The organism is Eubacterium sp. F2 (assembly GCF_046244355.1).
Taxonomy (GTDB): Bacteria; Bacillota; Clostridia; order Peptostreptococcales; family Anaerovoracaceae; genus Aminicella.
Genome location: NZ_CP176393.1, coordinates 1,701,803 through 1,723,349 on the forward strand (window position 1 = coordinate 1,701,803; position 21,547 = coordinate 1,723,349).

At 50.4% G+C, this 21,547-nt stretch carries 18 protein-coding genes; 11 read left to right on the forward strand and 7 right to left on the reverse strand.

Annotation, left to right across the window (positions count from 1 at the left end):
• Positions 1-7 precede the first annotated feature (7 nt).
• From ACI77B_RS07140 to ACI77B_RS07180, 9 genes are all read left to right on the forward strand, one after another.
• A complete protein-coding gene (locus tag ACI77B_RS07140; protein WP_409336194.1) occupies positions 8-313 on the forward strand; it encodes a DUF6506 family protein in 306 nt (101 codons plus the stop codon).
• 626 nt (positions 314-939) lie between these two features.
• On the forward strand, positions 940-2,328 hold the full coding sequence (amrA, locus tag ACI77B_RS07145; RefSeq protein ID WP_409336195.1) for an AmmeMemoRadiSam system protein A: 1,389 nt from the start codon (positions 940-942) through the stop codon (positions 2,326-2,328).
• Between the two features lie 162 nt (positions 2,329-2,490).
• On the forward strand, positions 2,491-3,327 hold the full coding sequence (gene amrS, locus ACI77B_RS07150; protein ID WP_409336196.1) for an AmmeMemoRadiSam system radical SAM enzyme: 837 nt from the start codon (positions 2,491-2,493) through the stop codon (positions 3,325-3,327).
• Positions 3,328-3,437: 110 nt separating this feature from the next.
• Positions 3,438-4,310, forward strand: a complete 873-nt coding sequence (locus ACI77B_RS07155) for a LysR family transcriptional regulator (protein WP_409336197.1) — start codon at positions 3,438-3,440, stop codon at positions 4,308-4,310.
• Between the two features lie 303 nt (positions 4,311-4,613).
• A complete protein-coding gene (locus tag ACI77B_RS07160; RefSeq protein ID WP_409336198.1) occupies positions 4,614-5,033 on the forward strand; it encodes a GrdX family protein in 420 nt (139 codons plus the stop codon).
• A gap of 172 nt (positions 5,034-5,205) precedes the next feature.
• Entirely contained in the window at positions 5,206-6,492 is a 1,287-nt protein-coding gene (gene grdG, locus ACI77B_RS07165) for a sarcosine reductase complex component B subunit alpha (protein ID WP_409336199.1), read from the forward strand.
• 22 nt (positions 6,493-6,514) lie between these two features.
• Positions 6,515-7,837: a glycine reductase complex selenoprotein B gene (gene grdB / locus ACI77B_RS07170; RefSeq protein WP_409337710.1), complete on the forward strand. Its 1,323-nt coding sequence runs from the start codon at positions 6,515-6,517 to the stop codon at positions 7,835-7,837.
• A gap of 17 nt (positions 7,838-7,854) precedes the next feature.
• On the forward strand, positions 7,855-8,973 hold the full coding sequence (locus tag ACI77B_RS07175; protein ID WP_409336200.1) for a YkvI family membrane protein: 1,119 nt from the start codon (positions 7,855-7,857) through the stop codon (positions 8,971-8,973).
• A 151-nt stretch (positions 8,974-9,124) separates the two neighbouring features.
• A complete protein-coding gene (locus tag ACI77B_RS07180) occupies positions 9,125-9,739 on the forward strand; it encodes a class II aldolase/adducin family protein (protein ID WP_409336201.1) in 615 nt (204 codons plus the stop codon).
• Between the two features lie 361 nt (positions 9,740-10,100).
• Here ACI77B_RS07180 and ACI77B_RS07185 read toward each other — a convergent pair whose 3' ends face one another.
• Both ACI77B_RS07185 and ACI77B_RS07190 read right to left on the reverse strand, forming a co-directional pair.
• On the reverse strand, positions 10,101-11,357 hold the full coding sequence (locus ACI77B_RS07185) for a hypothetical protein (protein ID WP_409336202.1): 1,257 nt from the start codon (positions 11,355-11,357) through the stop codon (positions 10,101-10,103).
• Positions 11,358-11,498: 141 nt separating this feature from the next.
• Entirely contained in the window at positions 11,499-12,674 is a 1,176-nt protein-coding gene (locus ACI77B_RS07190) for a M20 metallopeptidase family protein (protein ID WP_409336203.1), read from the reverse strand.
• 630 nt (positions 12,675-13,304) lie between these two features.
• Between ACI77B_RS07190 and ACI77B_RS07195 the strand changes: the two genes are divergently transcribed.
• Positions 13,305-13,526: a zinc ribbon domain-containing protein gene (locus ACI77B_RS07195; RefSeq protein WP_409336204.1), complete on the forward strand. Its 222-nt coding sequence runs from the start codon at positions 13,305-13,307 to the stop codon at positions 13,524-13,526.
• A 525-nt stretch (positions 13,527-14,051) separates the two neighbouring features.
• Positions 14,052-14,747: a Bax inhibitor-1/YccA family protein gene (locus ACI77B_RS07200; protein WP_409336205.1), complete on the forward strand. Its 696-nt coding sequence runs from the start codon at positions 14,052-14,054 to the stop codon at positions 14,745-14,747.
• Positions 14,748-14,833: 86 nt separating this feature from the next.
• Here the strand turns inward: ACI77B_RS07200 and ACI77B_RS07205 are convergent, their stop codons facing one another.
• The 5 genes from ACI77B_RS07205 to ACI77B_RS07225 all read right to left on the reverse strand — a co-directional run bounded on the left by ACI77B_RS07205 (position 14,834) and on the right by ACI77B_RS07225 (position 20,899).
• A complete protein-coding gene (locus tag ACI77B_RS07205) occupies positions 14,834-15,337 on the reverse strand; it encodes a threonine/serine exporter family protein (protein ID WP_409336206.1) in 504 nt (167 codons plus the stop codon).
• A 480-nt stretch (positions 15,338-15,817) separates the two neighbouring features.
• Complete coding sequence (gene proC, locus ACI77B_RS07210) at positions 15,818-16,627, reverse strand: pyrroline-5-carboxylate reductase (RefSeq protein WP_409336207.1); 810 nt, start codon at positions 16,625-16,627, stop codon at positions 15,818-15,820.
• A 123-nt stretch (positions 16,628-16,750) separates the two neighbouring features.
• Positions 16,751-19,123, reverse strand: a complete 2,373-nt coding sequence (gene hypD / locus ACI77B_RS07215; protein ID WP_409336209.1) for a trans-4-hydroxy-L-proline dehydratase — start codon at positions 19,121-19,123, stop codon at positions 16,751-16,753.
• A 4-nt stretch (positions 19,124-19,127) separates the two neighbouring features.
• Positions 19,128-20,045 carry a glycyl-radical enzyme activating protein gene (locus tag ACI77B_RS07220; protein ID WP_409336210.1) on the reverse strand — a complete coding sequence of 306 codons (918 nt, stop codon included), beginning with the start codon at positions 20,043-20,045 and terminating at the stop codon, positions 19,128-19,130.
• A gap of 260 nt (positions 20,046-20,305) precedes the next feature.
• Positions 20,306-20,899, reverse strand: coding sequence for a TetR/AcrR family transcriptional regulator (locus tag ACI77B_RS07225; protein ID WP_409336211.1), 594 nt, complete (start codon positions 20,897-20,899; stop codon positions 20,306-20,308).
• Positions 20,900-21,547: the final 648 nt, after the last annotated feature.

Consider the following 21,547-nt stretch of genomic DNA (forward strand, 5'->3'; position numbering starts at 1 on the left):
AGGGGTAATGGACATGTTTGAAGCAGGATTTATTTATGTATTTCCGGGACTGGATCCGGAGGAGCAGAAGGCGCAGATTCCTTCTGAGAAAATTAATATGAACGTCATTGGTGTCAGTAACTATGATCAGGCGGAAAAGGCGGCGAAAGAACTCGTTGCAAAAGGCTGCACGGCGATCGAGCTGTGCGCTGGCTTTGGCGTTGAAGGTCTCGCCAGAATCAAGAAGGCTGTCGGCCCGGACATTGCTGTCGGAGCCGTCCGCTTTGACTTCCATCCGGGACTCGACTTCAAGAGCGGAGACGATGTGTTTTAGAATAGAACCATGATAAGAAAGAGCGCTGCTGGATCAAATGTAATGTTTGATGCTGCGGCGTTTTTTAATATATGGAACATAGGTCATTATTGAATACTACTAATTTTCAGGGTTGACTGAATATTACTACTTGAATATACTTTGGTATAGAGCAGGTATACTGTGATGAGAAATCAATCTTTTTTGAAAGTAGATGACTCTTAAGATGGTACTTAAAATTGTGATAATGTGATATTTGAACAATGAAAGAGAGGATATGAAGCAACAAATGGGTAATTTATCGAGAATGCAGGGATCCCCCTGGCATGTAGAGCGTATGGAACGCGGAGACGGGGACAAGAGGCGTCATCGCAGCAGATGCGTTCATTATCATAAGCAAGAAAAACACTGTGACTACTATCATGGCACGTGCTTCGGATCAGCCCATTGCGAACATTACAAAGAAGGTAATAGTAGGAATAAGAAATTTGTTGATTCGTTCAGAAAAGAGAATGATCAAGTGAAGAAAAACGACGTGTCGGGATTTGGAATAACGAGTATTGAGATGTTTGGAGTACGCACGGGTACGGAGAAAACCCCGTTTGTTAAACGATATAGCAAAGTAACATTTCAAAGAAGGTGTTAACATGTCCATTATTGGTGCATTCATGGTTCCCCATCCGCCGATTATTCTTGCAGAGGTCGGCAGAGGAGAGGAACATAAGATTCAGAAGACTTTGGATGCGTATATGCAGGCGGCGCGGGAGATCGCAGATCTGGATCCGGAAACCATTGTGATTTCTTCTCCGCATAATGCCATGTATTACGATTATTTCAATATATCCGCCGGAGAGCGGGCATACGGGGATTTCAGCCAGTTTCGCGCCCCGCAGGTCAGTTTCGATGTGAAATACGATGCGCAGATAATACAGTCTATCTGCAGTCAGGCAGAACAGGAGCATTTTCCTGCCGGGACGCTCGGCACGCAGAGCGAACTTGATCACGGCTTCATGATTCCGCTGTATTTTCTGAAGCAGCAGGGATTTACGGATTTTGATACTGTTCGGATCGGCCTTTCCGGGATGCCACTGAAAGACCATTATCGCCTCGGCATGATGGTGAAACAGGCGGCAGAAGAGACCGGAAAACGTGTCGTCTACATTGCCAGCGGCGACCTTTCCCACAAGACCCGCGCAGAGGGTCCTTATGGTTATGATCCGCACGGCCCGGAGTACGACAGAAGGATCATGGACGTCATGGGAAGAGCGGCGTTCGGTGAACTGTTTGATTTCTCCGATGTGTTCTGCGAGCAAGCGGCGGAATGCGGGCACCGCTCCTTTGTTATGATGGCGGGCGCCCTGGACCGGACAAAAGTTGAAGCTGCAAGGCTGTCTCATGAAGATGTATTTGGCGTTGGCTACGGGGTATGCACTTACAAAGTTCTGGGGGAGGATCCGTCGCGCAATTTTCTTGACCGGCAGGAAGAGAAAGAAAGCGAGCGGCTTGCAGAAAAGAAGGCTGCCGAGGATTCGTACGTCCGTCTTGCGAGAGCGTCTGTGGAAAGCTGGGTTTCCACGCATCAGAAGATGCAGCTTCCGGATTCCCTGGAAGAAGGGCTGAAAAACCGCCGGGCAGGCGCCTTTGTCACCCTGCATAAGGATGGACGCCTGCGCGGCTGCATCGGCACGATCCTTCCGGTCAGAGACAGCCTCGCAGAGGAAATCATAGAAAACGGCATCAGCGCTTGCTCCAGAGACCCACGCTTCCCGGCAGTCGAGCCTTCTGAGTTGCCTGAGCTGGAATACAGCGTTGACGTTCTGGGCGAGCCGGAGCCGATTGAGTCAAAGGACCAGCTGGATGTAAAGAAATACGGAGTGATCGTCAGCAAGGGCGGAAGAAGGGGACTTCTCCTTCCGAATCTTGACGGGGTCGACACAGTAGACCAGCAGATTGCCATCGCAAAAGAAAAAGCCGGAATCGGAAAGCGGGAACATGGCGTCCAGCTGGAGCGTTTTCAGGTCGTCCGCCATTACTAATCTGCAATTCCGAAGAACAAGAGTAGGCAAACTTCGGGAACCTTCGATTTATAACCGCGATCCCGAAAATTAAGAGACAGTTCTTTCGAGATCGCGGGTTTTGGGTATCGGGATTCAGAAATTAAGTTTACAAGAATAATATTATGGAAAGGATTGAGGCTGATGAAATGTGAGGTTTGTTTTCATCACTGTGAGCTGGAAGACGGACAGATCGGATTCTGTCGGGCCAGGAAGTGCGCCGGCAGCAGAATCCGGTCTGTGAATTATGGGAAACTGACAGCGCTGGCGCTTGATCCGGTTGAAAAAAAGCCGCTTCAGAGATTCTGTCCGGGCAGCATGATCCTGTCATGCGGCAGCTACGGATGCAATCTTGCCTGTTCTTTTTGTCAGAACTATGAAATCTCCATGGCGGGTGAAGAAAACAGCAGAACGGAATATCTGCCGCCGGAAAAACTTGTAAAACTGGCGGAGCAGCTTGTGCCGCGGGGAAATATCGGGATTGCCTTTACCTATAACGAGCCGCTGATCGGCTATGAATATGTGCGGGATGCGGCAGAGCTGGCGCGTGGGAAGGGATTGAAAACTGTGCTGGTGACGAACGGGACAGCAGAGATTCCAGTGCTGGAGGAGGTTTTGCCGTATATTGACGCGATGAATATTGATCTGAAGGGATTTACGGAGGAGTATTATTCCAGGAACTGCAGGGGAAGTCTTTCGCAGGTAAAGGCGTTTATTGAGCGGGCGTGCATGGACTGCCATGTGGAGCTGACGACGCTGATTGTACCTGCGGAAAATGATGCGGAAGAAGAAATGGAGCAGGAGGCTGCATGGATTGCGTCGTTGAATGGAGGCAGAGGAAAAGAAATTCCGCTGCATGTCACCAGGTTTTTCCCGCGTTACCACATGTCAGACCTTCGGCCGACACCGGTGAGAACGGTGTATCATCTCGCGGAGATTGCAAGGAAGAGCTTGAAGTATGTATATACGGGGAATTGCTGATGTAATGAATATGTGGTTGTGCAAATACCCGGGAATTGGTAAAATGACAGAAAACAGGGGAAATTAGGAGATTACGGACAATAAATTGGACTAAATGAGGATGTTTTGCGATGGATATTCAGAAAGTAAAGGTATATCTATGTGCGATTGACCGGGGTAGTCTGTCGAAGGCGGCGCGGGCGTTCGGCTACACGCCGTCCGGGGTCAGTCATATGATGCAGGCGCTGGAAGATGACGTGGGATTTCCGCTTTTTGTGAGGACCAAGAGGGGAATCCTTCCGACTGACGATGCACTGCGGGTTCTTCCCGGACTGAGAAAACTCTGTGCGCAGCATGATGCAGTAGAGCTGCAGGCGGAGGAAATCCGGGATATGGACAGGGGCGCGGTGAATATTGCGTCGTATTCCAGTATCGCGAGTCAGCTCCTGCCTAAGGTCGTCGCTGCGTTTCACCGGGATTTTCCGAATATTAAAATCAATATTCGCGAGGGCGTATGGCAGGAGGTATCTAATTATCTAATCGAAAAGTGGGCAGATCTCGGGTTTTACAGTTACCGTCCGACGATCCGGAGCAGATGGGTGCCGCTGATGCAGGACCGGATGATGGTGGCCCTTCCGCCGAACCATCCGCTGGCGGACCGAGAATCGGTATCTCTGGAAGAGCTGAAAGATGAAACGTTCATTATGCCGGCGTTTGGAATGGATCTGGATGTTATGGATGTTATGAAAGATGCAGATATAAAGCTGAACAGCATGATTACCACGCTTGAAAATTATTCTGCGATCGGTCTTGTAGAGGAGGGTGCCGGAATTCTCATTACTCAGGAATTGGTGACACGGGGAAGAACCAACCGGATCCGGCTTCTTCCGCTTAATCCGCCGATGGAAATTGAACTGGGCGTATCCGTCCCGATGGCATCCGAAATGAGGCCGCAGGTGAGAACTTTTGTGCGGTACGCAAAAGAAATGATTACAGATATGTAATCATTTTATTGTCTGCCCGTTAGACGACAACAAGGTTCCCGGGCACCCACCCGACGCTTCAGCGTCGTGGAAGGGTGGGGTTCTTATTTCCTGAAAACAAAGGCTATCATACATTTTCACCTCTGAATGTTGCTGCGAGCAGTATCTTTATACTGCCTGCGGCATATTTTTTTACGCTTGCTTGATGCAGATGTGAAGAATATGCATATTCAATATGAAACAGTTTCGCTATCGCAAAACGTAATAGTATGTTAATGTATTGTCAGACAGAAGATACAGTACGCGGCAGAGAGGAGGCACAGCATGCGGTATCGGATCATCACCAACAATCGCAAGGCAAGGAATGCGTTTGCAGGTATCCATAATCTGGAGGTGGTTTTTCTGGAAGGCGAGGGTTACCGGGATGTCCTGGTAGAAGTCCGCTCGCTGGTCCAACAGGGATGGCACTTAATCACTCATCCGCTGGCGAGCAACCTCAAGCCGATGCAGTGTCCGTATAAAACAGTGATTGTATCAGAATCAGAATATGCGGGAACATTCCTTGAAGATGAAGAGATGATCGAACGCAGTATTGAGGCCGTGGACAAACTGACCGGGGGAAGAATCGAACTTCCGGACTGGCCGGAAAAGATCCTGTCCGATTATCAGACGGTTGACCTTGCTGTTGTGAAATCTGCGATGGAGCGGTCACTGCTGCAGCAGAACATTTCTGCGGGACGGTAGCTGGCTGCCGCAGCGAGGGCAAAGGCTTCCCTTGCAAGGAGATATTTGTCGTAAAATAATATACAAAATATTCATAATCATATGATATATAAACGCGTTTAAATAATATTAGTGATCACTGCAACGGTAAAAAGCAAAATAGGAAAAATGCAGAATCAGGAGGTGCTGAGTAATGAAACTCGAGCTTGGAAAAGTCCATGTGCAGGACGTCCGATTTGGAGAAAAAACAGAAATTCGGGACAAGGTGCTGTACATTCAGGCAGAAGAACTGGAACAGGAAATCTTGAAAGATGACCGGCTTCAAGGCTGCAAAGTTGAGCTGGCAAAGCCGGGAGAATCGGTGCGAATCACACCGGTAAAGGATGTTATAGAGCCGCGGCTGAAGATGGACAGCGATAGCTGCGTATTCCCGGGAATAATGGGAAAGGTAAAGGAAGTAGGCAGCGGAACGACGTACTGCATGGACGGCGTCTGTGTTGTCACGGTCGGAAAGATCGTCGGCTTTCAGGAGGGCGTCATCGATATGAGCGGTCCGGCGGCGGAATACTGCCCGTTTTCACAGACTCTGAATGTCTGCATCGTCATGGAGCCTGTGGACGGCCTGGAAACTCATGTCTATGAGGCGGCCGGAAGAATGGCAGGGCTGACTGCTGCGACGTATCTTGCGAAGACGCTCGCCGATCAGGTGCCGGACGAGGTAGAGACGTATGAGACCAAGCCGCTTCTGGAGCAGGCGGCGCAGTACCCGGATCTTCCGAAAGTGGGATATATCCACATGCTGCAGTCTCAGGGACTTCTTCATGATACCTATTACTACGGCGTTGATGCTAAGCAGATCGTGCCGACGGTGATGTATCCGACAGAGATCTTTGACGGAGCAATTGTGTCCGGAAACTGCGTAGCGCCGTGCGATAAGGTGACAACGTATCATCATGAACACAACCCGGTTATCGAGGATTTATATAAGCAGCACGGAAAAACACTGAACTTCATGGGTGTTATTCTGACCAACGAGAATGTATTTCTGATGGATAAGGAACGCCACTCCGATATGACCGCCAAACTTTGTGAATATCTGGGTCTGGACGGCGTACTTCTCACAGAAGAGGGATACGGAAATCCGGATACCGACCTGATGATGAATTGCCGGAAAGTATCGCAGAAGGGAGTCAAGGTCGTCATTATCACGGACGAGTTCCCGGGACGCGATGGAAAGTCGTACTCTCTTGCAGACGTCTGCGATGAGGCAGACACCATGATTTCATGCGGAAACGGAAATATTGTCATTCATTTTCCTGTCATGGACCGCGTAATCGGAACACAGGAATTCATCGAAATGCAGATCGGCGGCTGGGTCGGCTGCAAGGACGAAGACGGCGGGTTCGACGCGGAAATCCAGATTATCATCGCGTCTACCATCGCAAATGGCTATAACAAACTGTGCGCAAGAGGATTTTAGGGACAAAGGGAGAAGGTGCAAGATCATGAAAAAAAGAATCGTACATTACATCAATCAGTTCTTTGCTGGAATCGGCGGCGAAGAGAAAGCCGATATTGAGCCTTTTTCCAGAGACGGCGCACTGGGGCCGGGAACGGCCTTTCAGAAGCGGTTCGGGGAGGATGCAGAAATCGTCGGAACCATTGTCTGTGGAGATAATTATTTCGGATCCAATATCGACAAGGGCGTTGTACCGCAGCTCCTGGAGATGATTAAGACTTATCAGCCGGACGGATTTATCGCGGGACCGGCATTTAATGCGGGCCGCTATGGTACCGCCTGCGGAACCATAGCCAAGGCCGTGCAGGATGAACTGCAGATTCCCGTCGTCAGCGGAATGTATGAGGAGAATCCGGGAACCGATATGTTCAGAAAAGATCTCTACATTATTAAGACAGGTGATTCTGCAGCAGGAATGAGAAAAGCCGTGCCGAAGATGGCAGATCTGCTTCTGAAAATGCTGAAGAGTGAGGAAATCCAGGGCCCGGATAAAGAAGGCTACCATGAGCGCGGCATCCGTGTGAACTATTTCAACGACCGCAGAGGTTCAGAACGGGCGGTAGAGCTTCTGGTCAGAAAGATCAAAGGAGAAGAGACCTGGACCGATTATCCGATGCCGAAGATCGACCGTGTTGATCCGGCTCCTCCGATTAAGGATCTGAGCCATGCAAAAATTGCCCTGGTCACATCTGGAGGAATAGTTCCACAGGGAAATCCGGACCATATCGAATCGTCATCCGCGACGAAATGGGGAAAATATTCCATTGCGGGCATGGATCATGCAGATAAGAAGGACTTTATGACGGTTCACGGCGGATATGACCGTGCCTTCATTACCGAAGATCCGGATCTGTGCATCCCGGTCGATGCTCTCAGAAATCTGGAAAAAGAAGGCGTGATCGGTGAACTGACCGATTATTTCCTGACCACAACCGGAACGGGAACATCCACCAATAACGCAAAAAGATTTGCTGAAGAATACGTGCCAATGCTGAAAGAAGACGGCGTAGACGGCGTTCTCCTGGTCAGCACCTGAGGAACCTGCACACGATGCGGTGCATCGATGGTAAAAGAAATTGACCGTGCAGGCATCCCGGTGACCCATATCTGCACAGTCGTGCCGATTTCTCTCACGATCGGAGCCAACAGGATCGTTCCGGCTGTCGGAATCCCGTATCCGCTGGGCGACCCGAATCTCGGAGAGAAGAAGAGCTATGAAATCCGTGAGGGCCTGGTCAGAAGAGCGCTTCACGCACTGACCGTACCAGTAGACAAGCAGACCGTTTTCGAAGGGGATGATCAGTAGATCGGAGGCGGTTCTTAATGAAGAAAATTGGTAAAAGTCTCGGATTCTGCGGATCCTGTATCGCCTTTTACATCGGAGCCGGTTTTGCAACGATGCAGGAAGTCATGCAGTATGAAGCATCCTATGGCAGCAGATTCGGCCTGGTCATCATGACGGCCGCGCTGATCTATATCTATACAGATATATCCTTTGCCGTAAACGGAAACCGCTTCCATCTGGAACACGGTACAGATATCTTTCAGCATTACTGCGGAAAATATATCGGGACCTTCTTTAAATGGTTTTCTGTCGTATTCTGCTATCTCTGCTACATCGTCATGTGCGGAGGAGCTAATTCCACGGCATCCCAGCAGTGGGGACTTCCATCCGGTGTCGGCGCGGCAATCCTGATGATCGCTGTCATCGCCACGGTCGTATTTGGTCTGGACAGCATTCTGAATACCCTGAGTAAGATCGGGCCAGTGATTATCGTTGTCCTGCTGATCGTGTCCATCGCGGCCTGCGTAAAGGGCGCCGGAAATTTCCAGGAGAACCTCAGGGCTGTGGACAGCGGAAAATACCATCTGACACAGGTGGGAAACGGAAATCCATTCGCATCCGGAGCCTCATACGGCGGTTTCGTTGTCATCTGGTTCTCCTCCTTTCTCTGTGAGATCGGTGCCAAAAACCGCCTGAAAGAGGTCCGGGCAGGAATTCTGAGTTCTGCGCTGTTCATCTTCGGTGTTGCCGTTCTCTGCTGTATTGCTCTGATTTCTCATATTGATCAGCTTGCACACGCAGATATCCCGGCACTGATTCTCGCCGGACTGATCAGCCCGTGGTTCTCACAGATTCTTGCAGTGATTGTCTTCTGCGGAATTTACACAACTTCCGTGCCGCTTCTCTGGACCAGCGTCGGAGCTCTTGCAAACGACAAAAGCCGAAAGTACAAGCTGCTGACGGTAATTTTAGGGTTCGCCGGTTTCGTGATTGCCTGCTTCTTCCCGTATAAGACCCTGGTCAACGTGTTCTACGGACTGAACGGCTATCTCGGTTTCCTGCTGATTGCCTTTATGATCGTGCAGGATATCAGAAGACGGGGAATTTTATCTGGGAAATCTGAACGAAAGCAGAATGGAGAGGAAAAAGCAGCGTAAATAGATATTCATACAGGAATCAGTCATACTTTATTCTGACTGCCAGACCCGGGATTCTCTTATTGAGGACCCGGGTCTGATTTTTGCCGCAGCATGCCATATTGACGATGCCGCTGCCCGACTATATTATTAAGAGAGGAGGTCTTTAGAGATGAAAGATATTCGAACGGAAATCATTGAAACAGTACAGAAAGAATACGAGACCGGACTGGTAACCATGTATGAAGGAAACGCGTCTGCACGTGTCGGCGACCGCGTCTATATTACACCGTCTCATGTCGCAAAACCGGATTTGACGGAAGATATGATTATTGAAACGGATCTTCAGGGAAATATCCTGAGAAAGAAAGAGGGACTGAAGGCATCGTCCGAGCTGATGATGCATCTTGAAGTTTACCGCCTCAGAGATGATGTTCAGGCCATCGTGCATAATCACAGTGTATTTACGACCGCGTTTGCGATTGACGGCATGGACATTCAGTCTGATGCCCTGACGGAGATCAATCTGACCTTTGGAAAGATCCCATGCATCCCTTACGGAAGACCGGGAACCCCGCGCATTTACGAACATTTCAAAGATTATCTGAAGGATTATCCGGCTGTGCTGCTGGCCAACCACGGACTTCTTACATTCGGAAAGACCCTCAGAGAGGCATATTCCATGGCGGAAGCTGCAGAGAACATTGCGAAGACCCTGTATGTGGCGAAACAGCTGGGGAAACCAGCTGATCTTCCGGAAGAGGAGCTGAAGCAGCTGAGGAAATAGAGCAGGAGCAGCCACTGAGCTTTCCTGGACTGTTCCTGCAGAAAGCTATGTCTATTTCACATACCAGATCTGTGCTGTCGGAAGCAATCCGAAAGCTGCGTCGCTGAAAACCGGCGCGACGGCAGTATATGCACAGAACGATACGGATGATGATATCACGAAATGATATATTAAAAATGTGAGCGGGATGGTACAATGTAGTTGTCAGAACGTGAATAAGGTGGAAGTGAAACTTCCGGAAATGAATGAGATATTGTAACTGAAAAAGATTATGACTGAAGAAACCGGGTTCCAGAAAGCCGTACAGCATCCTTGGAATCCGGTTTTTAAATGGGATTAATTATCTGATTTTTCCCCTTCTTTAGAAGAACACCTTCAGTACGAAGCTTCCGATGAATACGGAAGTGATGGTTACGGTGACAAATCCGGCAACCAGCATCTTCGGCATCAGCACGTTGTAGAGTGCCTGGTGTTCCAGATCGTTCTTTGCCAGGGCGTCGCAGACGTCATTGGTCAGGATCATGGTGTTCGGGAATCCGAATGTGCAGGTCAGTCCCAGGGCGATGGCCAGGCTTGCCGGCATCTTGATGACGCGGGACAGAAGCAGGCCCGTAACGACGGTTCCGAAAATGCCCAGAGCCATGACAATGACAATCGGACGAATGTAGCTTAAGAACATGTGCGGAGTGACGCCGACATAGTTTCCAAACAGTACGCAGGCTGCGAGGAAGGTGACGATTCCGGCAGATTCTGTGTGGTCCAGCGTTCCCTTTGGAAGGAATCCGGTTTCAACGGCAGCCCATCCCAGAATGATGGAGATAACGAAAGGATGAATGGCTCCGCCACCCAGGTTGGAAAGGAAGGCTGCCAGGGAAGAGATCAGACCGACTTTCAGAAGAGTTACCGGAACACGGTCCAGCATCTGCGGCATCTGCAGAAGCTTGCGCTGCGGTACAGGAGCTGCGGCAGAGACCAGAATCGGAGAATCCCCGTTCGGACCGGCAGCTCTCTGGGCTTTTTCCGGGAGAAGTCCAGGATCCTTCTTTTCTTCGATGCCGTCATTGGCCCATTTTCTGACGTTTTCCGGGTTCTTCAGGAAATTCTTCGCGTATTTTCTCAGGTAGTGGGAGCAGACCGGCTGTCCGAAAAAGCTCTGGGCCATGCTCAGAATCGTGAAGAATCCGACGACGGCGGTAAGTCCGCGCGGCTTCAGGACGGAAGTAAACATCAGGACGACTGCGCTTCCTCCTGCGTAAACGGCGGAGCCTACATATGCGTACTGCGGGTTGATGAGAAGCGGTCCGACGAGCAGGATGATCGCAGTGGAAACTGCAAGGCCCGCCAGGCAGATGACGATGGTTTTGATCTGCCTTTTCATCTCCGGCGTGTCAATTGTCGTGCCCAGCATGGTGATCATCAGGGTGACGGCCATCATGCCGAATCCGCCGATGGTGGACTGGCTGAAGGTGTTTTTCGGGATCAGGCCGATCCACAGTCCAATCAGAACGATCGCGCCTCGTGCGACCGAGGACGGGAACTTTGCTTTTGTAACGGCTGCGATAACATCGCCGGCTGCGTAAATCAGCAGGACGATGGTCAGTGCGTAAATAGCGCTCATAATAAACTCTCCTTGATCATAGTATCTGTTCTGACCTGCAGTCTGGAATGTGGGTCAGGAATTATTCATCGGTCAGTTTCTTGTTTCCCGGAGGGAAGGGGATCCGTGTATCTCCTTGCCCGGCTGGCTTTTGTCCCTGGATCAGTGCTCCTGCAGGAAGCGGTATGCGCTCTGGCAGTAGACCGCGGCTCCGACAGGCAGGGCATCCTCATCGAACAGGACTTTCGGGTTGTGGTGCGTCACGTCCGGGCCGGCGAGGGAGCCGGTTCCAATGTGGAAGTAGACGGACGGCACGCGGCTGGCGACCGCGGTGAAGTCCTCCGTTCCGCCGAATTCATGGAGTTCCTCGACCATGTCATCGCCGAGCATTTCTCTGAGATAGCCTGGGATGCAGCTGCAGAGGGCGGGGTCGTTGTACATCGGCGGCATGCCGTAGACAAAATCGACCTCGGCGCTGCCTCGGAAAGCAAGGGCGATTCCCTCGCTGATTTCCTTCACCCGCTGTTTCAGGAAGTCCCGGCGTTCCTGGGATGCCGCGCGGACGGATGCTTCCATGACGCAGGTCCCGGCTTCCGTGTTGCAGCTGTCGCCGCCGTGAATCATGCCCACCAGCACAATGGAGCGTTCGACGTTGGAAACCTCCCGGCAGTTCAGTTCCTCGAGTCCCGTAATGATGTGGGCAGCGATATTGATGGCATCGATACCGGTCTCCGGGGATGCGCCGTGGGCCTGCTTTCCATGCACGGTGATGCGGATGCAGTCGCCGGAGAAGGTAGAGTACCCCGATTTATAGGTGATCTTTCCGACCTCGGAAATCTCTCCGTGGCCGGAAGAGGTGTGCAGGCCGACTGCAAAATCGACTTTCGGGTTTTCCAGAAGTCCGTTCTTAATCATTTCATCTGCGCCGCCCAGAACTTCTTCTCCCGGCTGGAACATGAACTTGACGCGGCCCTTCAGATCGCTCTCATGCTGCTTCAGGATCTTCGCCGCGGCCAGAAGCATGGCCGTGTGCAGGTCGTGGCCGCAGGAGTGGCAGTTCCCGTTCTCTGCCGCAAAGGGGAGGCCGGTCTCTTCTTTCATCGGAAGCGCATCCATGTCGCCCCGTAGCAGAATGACCTTTCCGCTCTTTCCGCAGACCGCGGTCACACCGGATTTTCCGCAACGCTGCGGCTCATATCCGTAAGACTTCAGCTGGTCGATGACGAAGGCGCTGGTCTTGGGAAGGTCCAGCCCCAGCTCCGCGAACTGGTGCAGAGTGCGCCGGTTCTTTACGATCTCCTCTTTCATATTCTCTGCTTCTTTAAGAAATTCAATCATTCCATCCTCCAATCTCTTTTGCTTCTGCCTGTTGGCGGACAGAAAAAGTAATTTCCTCATCACAGCCTTTTCAGCTTTTTATTTGGACAAAAAGAAAAATCCCAAGAGGAAAATGCTCTGTTTTCCTCCTGGGACGAAATTTCAAAAATCCGCGGTGCCACCCAGTTTGATCAGCTGAATTCTATAACTCAGCGATCCTCTCATCCGCATACCAACATATACGCTGCCCTGTACGATTGCAGATTCGTCGAGGCATACTCTCCAGCCGGCCAGTTTGAATAAGATGGTCATTTTCCGGATTTCACCCCGCCCTCAAAAGCCCATTCGGCTGCAGTTTCCGCGCCGCAATCTCAGCATCTGCGGCTCTCTGTACCTTCCCATGCAGCTTACTCACTCTTTCTCAACGGTTTGTCTGTGATGAACTTGTGAATATAATTTAACATTGATCATGAAATTTGTCAAGAAACAGTGTGGATTTTTGTGGGAACAGACAATAATCTGAGCCGGCGCTTAAGGGAAATTTAATAATTGGCCATGCATGGATGTGCTATAATGACAGCACCTGAAACAGAATCTTCACGGTAGATCTGTCCGAAAGTCAGATCGGTAAATTTCAAGGAGGGAATAGAAATGGCAAAACGTAATTTAAGCGCAGACTGGGTATGCCCGAAGTGCGGAAACAGAGGGGCTGATGTGGATCAGTTCCAGGCGACAGGTGGAAGCTTTGCGAAAATGTTTGATGTGCAGAATAAGAAGTTTACAACGGTTTCCTGCAGACGCTGCGGGTATACGGAATTGTATAAAGGCGATACCAGCACGCTGATGAATATCCTGGATTTCCTGACGGATTAAGGCAGAATGTCTATGTGACTATTCTGTATATGATGCAGAGAATCGGGCCGTTGAAGAAGAACGTTTCGGGAGATAAACCGGACGTTCTTCTTTTTATGTTCTTTCCTCAGATGTTAAATTATTGAAGCGAATGAGACAAATATGAGGTTACAGAAGGTCAGCCTATCGAGGATACGATGATTCGGGAAACAGCCCGGGCGGAAACAGCGGCGCGTCTTCATCGTCCTCTGTGGTCAGCCAGGACACAGTGACTGCCGATTATGACGGAGGACATTCTGAAAGCGGTCAGAATGAGCTGCCGGTCGAGACGCAGGATGGACAAAAGGTAATCAGCAAGGCTGTCCCGACCAGAGACGGTTTTGAGTTTAAAGGCCGGAAAGACAATCGTATACGTACTGGGCGTCAACGGAGTTCGTGATAAGTGCGTAGTTACCGTTAAAGAATCTCCTTATACTGTTCACAAAGGCAGGCATCGGATGGGTATAATGAATGTGTTGGAATTTAAATGAAAAGGAGTGAACAAGATTGGGTAACAGTATGACAAAAGAACGCAAATACGAGCGTTTGAATTGTTTTGCGCCGCCGGAGAAAATTGTGTCCGAGCGGAAATATAATCTGATTCTTGGCGGTACGATTCTCTACGGACTGCTGATCAATGTGCTGATGTGCCGGTATTTCCCGGCGGTTCAGCTGGCGGAGTCGGTCGGAACGCTGGGCCTGTTTATCGGATATATCGTTCTGACGATTGCCGGAGTGGTGATTTCCTCGACCTCGAAGAATGCGGGAGTCAGCTTCCTGGGCTATAATCTCATCGTCCTGCCGATCGGTGTGATGGTGACGATTCTGGTGACGGCCTATGGAGGGCTCAGTTCTTCCGTCGTTATTTCCGCCTTCTGGTATACCGGTGTGATTACACTGATTATGTGCGCGGCAGCGGCGGCATTTCCGAGGTTCTTCGCAAGAATCGGGGGCTTCCTCTTCTCGGCTCTGATCGGACTCATGGTCGTCGGACTTCTGACCTGGCTGATTCCGGGAATGACGTCGTTTTACTCGATTGCGGGCGCGGTGATTTTCAGCCTGTACATCGGCTATGACATGTTCCGTTCGCAGGTTTATCCGAAGACCGCAGACAATGCAGTGGACTGTGCGGTAGATATCTATCTGGATATTATCAATCTCTTCATCATGCTGCTGCAGATTTTCGGAAACAGAGATAACTAATCGGAAAGAGACAATTTACCAACAGAAGATAAAAAAGAAAGGCTGCGGCTTCAGGCAGCGAAAGGGTCTGAGGCTGCGGCCTTTTTCTAGCGTTTATAGGAATTCGTGCTTCTGTGGTTCAGGTCGTGGCCGAGGAGACCTGCAATTTCTTCAGCGATCATCTGTACATAGTGGAAGAGGGTATCGTAGATCAGGTAGCCGAAAACAATGGCGATGCAGACAGCAAGCAGCGATCCCAGCTGCTTTTCTGCCATCGCTTTATTTCCCGTCACCAGTCCGTACATGGAATAGTACAGCGGCGCTCCCGGATAGAGGGGAAAGGCGCAGGTGGAAGTAAAAATCGTGGATGGTGCTTTTTTGACTCTGGACATGACGGTCGCATACAGCGCCACAAACATGGCCCCGATAGTGGTCGCGGCGAAGCTGTTTGGGATCACCGCGTATACACCCAGATAAACCAGCCAGGTAAAGAAAGAGCCGATGGCGCAGTCGAGGACCTGACGTCCGCGGACGCCAAAGAGCAGGGTAAACCCCGTGCAGCCGACGGTACAGGAAATCAGTTGAATCGGTATGCTGGGATTCAGGCCCATGTTGTGCTCCTTTCTTGTAGTATTGCTTAATTACAGAAGCGACGGCGATTGATGAGCGGCAGACCGGCCTTCCGTTATGTCCGGATTTTCGGCGGCGCAGTGAAAGAGTCTGCCAGGCAGACAGGCGGCGCAGCAGGCCGGAGTCCCCGCAGCCGGATGGTGTGTTTATCAGTAGACCCAGAATCCGGACGACGAACAGAATAAAGAAAAAGGAATCTTTCCCGGCGACGGCGCTGATATTCTCATAATCCATGATCTGCCTGTTTATGCAAACAGAACGCTGATTCATCTATTCTGAGTATATCAAGTTCCGCCTTTTGCGGCAACGATTCCTTTTTCCGTATTGTATTGCTTGAGAGGTTTGTATATGTCTGTTTTCAGAGTGTTTTGCTGCGGAGCAGGGAGTTTCTGCCCCCGCCGGCGTATTTCAAAAGGCGGGGGCGTTTCTCCTTGCTCGTTTGTGTTTTGTCGGAAGTTCTGCTATTTAGCGCTCTGCATCTCGATGGATTTCTCGGTGCATGCCTGAACGCCCTCGATCACTGCGGTACGCAGGCCCATCTCCTCCAGTGTGCGGACTGCGGCGATGGTTGTTCCGGCAGGGGAGCTTACCATGTCTTTCAGGACTCCCGGATGCAGGCCGGTCTCCATCAGCATCTTGGCGGTTCCGTAAACGGTCTGCTCAGCAAATTCGTAAGCGGTCGCTCTCTGCATGCCGCCCAGAACGGCTGCGTCTGCCATGGCCTCGATGAACATGCAGACATAGGCCGGGCCGCTTCCGCTGACTCCGGTTACCACGTCGAAGAGGTTCTCCGGCATGAGCTCAGCCTTTCCGAAACCTCTGAGGATCTTCAGAGCGAGCTGGGCTTCTTCGTCTGTAACGTACTCGTTCGGGCAGGCAGCGGCCATTCCTTCACCGACCTGAGCCGGCGTGTTCGGCATAACGCGGACAATCTTGACCGGCTTATGGTCAAAGGCATCTGCCAGGTAGTCCAGGGTCCTGCCGGCGCCGATGCTGACGAAAAGCTGATCTTCGCGGACATGATCCTTGATTCCGTCGATCATGGACGCGTAGTACTGCGGCTTGATCGCGAAGAATACGACGTCGCAGTTCTTCAGGACTTCCAGGTTGTCGGCGGTGACGTTGATGCCGTTGGCTTCCTTCGTCTTCTGGCGGCCGGCCTCAACCGGGTCAGCGCCCCAGATGTCCTCAGGCTTGAAGAGGCCGTTCTTGATGATGCCTCCCATCATTGCGTTTGCCATAACTCCGCATCCGATAAATCCTAATTTCATTGGTTTTTCTCCTCCTATAACTTCTTCTTATATAGTATTACAGCTGACAAAATTTACCTGCGCAAGGGCACTCCCGGAAGGACTACCCTGTACGCGTGACGATATCGACCTGCAAGGGCGCCTCTAGAAAGACTGCTCTGTACGTGCGATGATCTCATCCTGCAGCGGCTTGTCCAGGTTGTGGAAGTAGTCGCTGTATCCGGCAACGCGGACGATCAGATCCTTGTATTCTTCCGGATGGGCCTGTGCATCCAGCAGGGTCTGTCTGTCGATGACATTGAACTGGATATGGTGTCCGTCCATCGCGAAGTAAGCGCGGATCAGGCTGGCCATGTTATCCAGTCCCTTTTCTCCGGCTACGACGCTCGGGGTGAACTTCTGATTCAGCAGGGTACCGCCGGTAGAGCAGTGGTCCATCTTGGCGCAGGACTTGATGACTGCAGTCGGGCCGTGGGTATCTGCGGATTTCTCCGGGGAGATTCCCTCGGATACCGGCTTGTGGGCGAGACGTCCGTTGGCGGTTGCGTTCAGGACATCACCGAAGTAAACATGGCAGGTAGTCGGCAGCATATCGATGTGATAAGTTCCGCCGCAGACGGTCTTTCTGCCGGTTACGGTGTCACGGTATGCCTTGAAGACATCCTGCATGATGCCGTCTGCATAGTCGTCATCGTTTCCGTATTTCGGGGAACGGTCGTGAACCATGCGGAATACGTCGTCATGTCCTTCATAATTGTCGTCCATGGCCTGGATCAGTTCGTCCATGGTCAGATCCTGCTTATCGTAAACGTGATATTTAATTGCGGCGAGGCAGTCGGTGATGGTTCCGATTCCTACGCCCTGGATATATCTGGTGTTGTAGCGCGCTCCGCCTGCGTTGTAGTCTTTTCCGTTCTTGATGCAGTCATCGGTGACGATGGACAGGAACGGGGCAGGCATGTCCTCTGCGTAGAGTTTTTCGATGACGTTGTTTCCTCTTACCTTCATGTCAACGAAGTAGGTAAGCTGCTTCTGGAAGGCGTCAAAGAGTTCATCGTATGTCTTGTAGTCTTTTGCGTATCCGGTCTTCAGGCCGAGCTGCTTTCCGCTGACGTTGTCGAATCCGTTGTAGAGGGTGAGCTGGAAAATCTTCGGGATGTTCAGGTAACCGGTGAGGATGTAAGCTTCCTTGCCCCAACATCCGGTTTCCACGCATCCGGAGGATCCGCCGCATCTTGCATCGTCCAGTGTCTTTCCGGCGTTCAGCAGTTCCTGAACGATTTCATCTGTGTTGTAGAATGCCGGCTGACCCCAGCCCTTTCTGGAGATCTCGCAGGCACGCTTCAGGAAACGGTCCGGAGTTTTTTTACTGATCTGTACGTTGGAATTCGGCTGAACCAGTTTCATGGCGTCCATGCAGTCCAGAATCAGGTAGCTGACATCGTTTACGCCATTGCTTCCGTCAGGACGGATTCCGCCGGTGTTGATGTTTGCAAAGTCTGTGTAGGTTCCGCTTTCCTTGAGGGTGACGCCGACCTTGACCGGGGCAGGCTGGTTGTAGAATTTTACCCAGAGGCATTCCAGCAGCTCCAGGGCAAAATCATCGGTCAGGATTCCGTCTTCTGTATCCTGTTCATAGTATGGATACAGATGCTGGTCGAGACGTCCCGGGCTGAATGCGTCCCAAGGATTCAGCTCGGAAGTTACTGCCAGGTGGGTGAACCAGTAAGCCTGAAGTGCCTGCCAGTAGGTCTGCGGCTTCTGTGCCGGAACAACGGAGCAGTTTTCTGCAATCTGCAGGAGTTCCTTCTTGCGGATCGGATTTGTCTCCTCCTTTGCTTTTTCAATGGCCAGGTCGTGATAACGCTGTCCCAGAATCATAACGGCATCACAGTCGATCATCATGGCTTTCAGTTCTTCTGCCTTGCTGACTGCATCCATGTCGTTCAGATAATCAAGATGATCCAGAGCTTCCTGGATTTCCTGCTTGTATTCTGCATATCCATGTGTCCAGATACGGTCGCCGCCGCAGGTGTGTCCCGGGCCTCTCTGCTCCATAAATTCGGTGAACATGCCGGCCGCATAGGCTTCTTTCCATTCCGGGGTCATGCGGTCCAGGATCTTTTCACGCATGGACTTTCCGGTCCAGTATGGAATGATCTCCTTTTCCTGGAGTTCGATATCTTCCGGAGTAACTTTATAGGCGCAGATGTCACGGTCGTTCATGACATGCATATCCTCGACGCTGTGGCAGCAGAGTTCCGGGAAAGTCGGGCTTGCCTGAGGATCTTTTCCTTTTTCACCGACGATCAGTTCGTCATCGCCCAGATACAGGGTTTTCTTGCTGAAGTACTCTTTCAGAACCATTGCACGCATAACCGGAACGGAATACTTTCCTTCGTTTTCGCGGTAGAAATCGGTTTCGATTTTTGCTCTTTCCAGGTCGATATGAACCGGAGTTGTCGTAGTCATTTCACGGAGTCGTTTAACTCTTTCTGTCATGTTGGCATTTTCCATGGTGTTATCCTCCAATTATTACGTTGCTGAATCCTGCGTTCAGGAATTGATTGACAAATGTTTCCATGAGTGCATCGCTAGGGACTTCACATTCTTCTCCCGGATACTCTCTTCCGAGTTTTGCATATTTTCCCTTGCCGGTGTCGTGGTAGGGAAGAAGATTAATCTGAAGTGGGCGGATGTCATTTTCTTTCAGGAAGGCAATAACCTGATTCATGTTTTCTTCTGTTCCGCTGATTCCCGGGATGGTAGGAATGCGCAGATAGATTCTGCCGCCGTCCCGGCTGAGCTGCTTCAGATTATCAAAGATTAACGCGTTGTCTGTGCCGATGACACGCTTATGGGTTTCCGGATCCATGACCTTCAGGTCGTAGAGAAAGATATCTGTATAAGGCAGAATCTTCTGGAATCTCTCGTATGGCGCATAGCCGCATGTATCGATATTGACGGCGATTCCGTTCCGGTGAAGTTTTCTGGCCAGGCTTACGATTTCATCAAAATCCTGTTGCGCCATGACCTCGCCGCCGGACAGGGTCACACCACCGCCGGACTGGTCATAGAAAATCTGGTCCTTCAGCAGTTCTTTGATCAGATCTTTCTGCGTATATGTTTCACCGATAATTTCCCGTGCCTCATTCACGCAGCGGTCAATGCAGCGGCCGCACAGTGTGCAGAGTTCAGGATCGGTGGATGCCGGAGCGCCCGGCGCAGAAAATGAAATAGCCTTCTGCGGACATACATCTGCGCAGTGCCGACAGCCCGTACATTTCTGGGCATCAAACTGCATTTCGCGATTAAACCGCTGTGTTTCCGGATTATGGCACCATTCACAGCGCAGCGGACATCCTTTATAGAATACGGTTGTACGGATGCCGTCACCGTCGTGGATGGAATATTTCTGAATGTTCGTGATGACGTTCAATGCTGCTCTCCGTTTCTTTTTTATACTATTAGAATTAAGTTTATACCGCGGTCTAATTGATATAAAAATATCATATTATACTTTGCAGGAAAATGCAATAGGGGAAAAGAAAATACTGTCAGAAACTTCACGATATTGCGCATACTGTATACACGAGCGCGGGCAGGCATGCGGAGAATGAAGAGCGTGCTGCTGCAGCGGTCCCGCCGAATTTTCAACTTAACTAAACAATCAGCCCCAACGGAAGTTACAGATCCAGTTTATTCTGGCTTGTTCTCTCCGCGGAACTTCGCAAACAGGAGCGGCATGTATTCTTTACTGAATTCGCCCAGATCATAGCTGCCCTTGTTCATGCACCAGTCAGTCACCAGTGCGCGTTCACATACGCCGTACATGTGGACCAGCTGTGCGACAGATTTTTTCTTTGTGATGTCACCTTTTTTCTGGCCTTCTGTGATAATCCGGCTGAGCATCTGGAAGTAGTAGCGGTTCTGATCCAGCAGGGAACTGCCTTTTTCGTTGGTCAGCTGCGCGGCGTAAAGGCTGGCGATCAGCTGATAATTGATTTTCTCCCCGATGTAGCAGTGCATCAGATAATTCATCTCTATCAGGCGGTCAAAGCAGTTTTCAATCTTCATGATATCCGGCTCAATCAATTTATAGTGTTTGTCCAATATGCTGGAAAGTGTATCCAGAAGCGTGTCCTTGCCGTGAAAGTAATAATAAAAGGAACCTTTTGCAACGCCTGCACGTGTAATGATGTCATTGATGGTCGTCTGCTCAAAGCCTTTTTCATGGAAAAGATCCCATGCCGCTTCAATAATTGTTTCCTTTAAATTTTTGGATTCAGCCATTTTTTACCTCTTTACCCGGTCACCGGTATGCTTTCTTTCTGTCGGACCGATGACAGCCTTTATATACTACTTTATCTTAATCTAAAATTGAGGGATTGAAAAGATATTTATCCTGGATGCCGGAAATTCACGGAGATTTTTCAGAGCCGGAGAGGCGGAATGCGGGCAGTGCAGAAAAATTTTTCATGGGGCTGTATCTGCAATTACTTTCCGCGAAGCACAGAAGGCGGGATTCCGTGCGGTAAATCATAGCGGTACACTGGGAAAAGTGCGTGAAAATAAAGAATGCAGCGGAAAATATCGGAGCGGCGTATACAAAAATGGAAATAAATGTATTGTTAGCCGAACATAAGAACGATATATAATTTATATAGGACGGACATCGATTTTCATATCGCAGTAACTTTCTTTACAAAGATTTTTCCTGTATAATAACTTATACACCTGTGGCTGCAGAAGCCGCCGTTTTTGTATAATGTATACAAGGCGGCGGATCTGCAATGTTTTCATGTTATAAACGGCCCTGCGGATGCAGGAGTCCGCTTACTCTGCCTGATTCTACACAGAGCGTGAATGATCTGTCGGCAGGGCAGAGAAAATATCTGTACATGAAAATGCATGATACGCTGCGTGGTGTCTATAAAATAT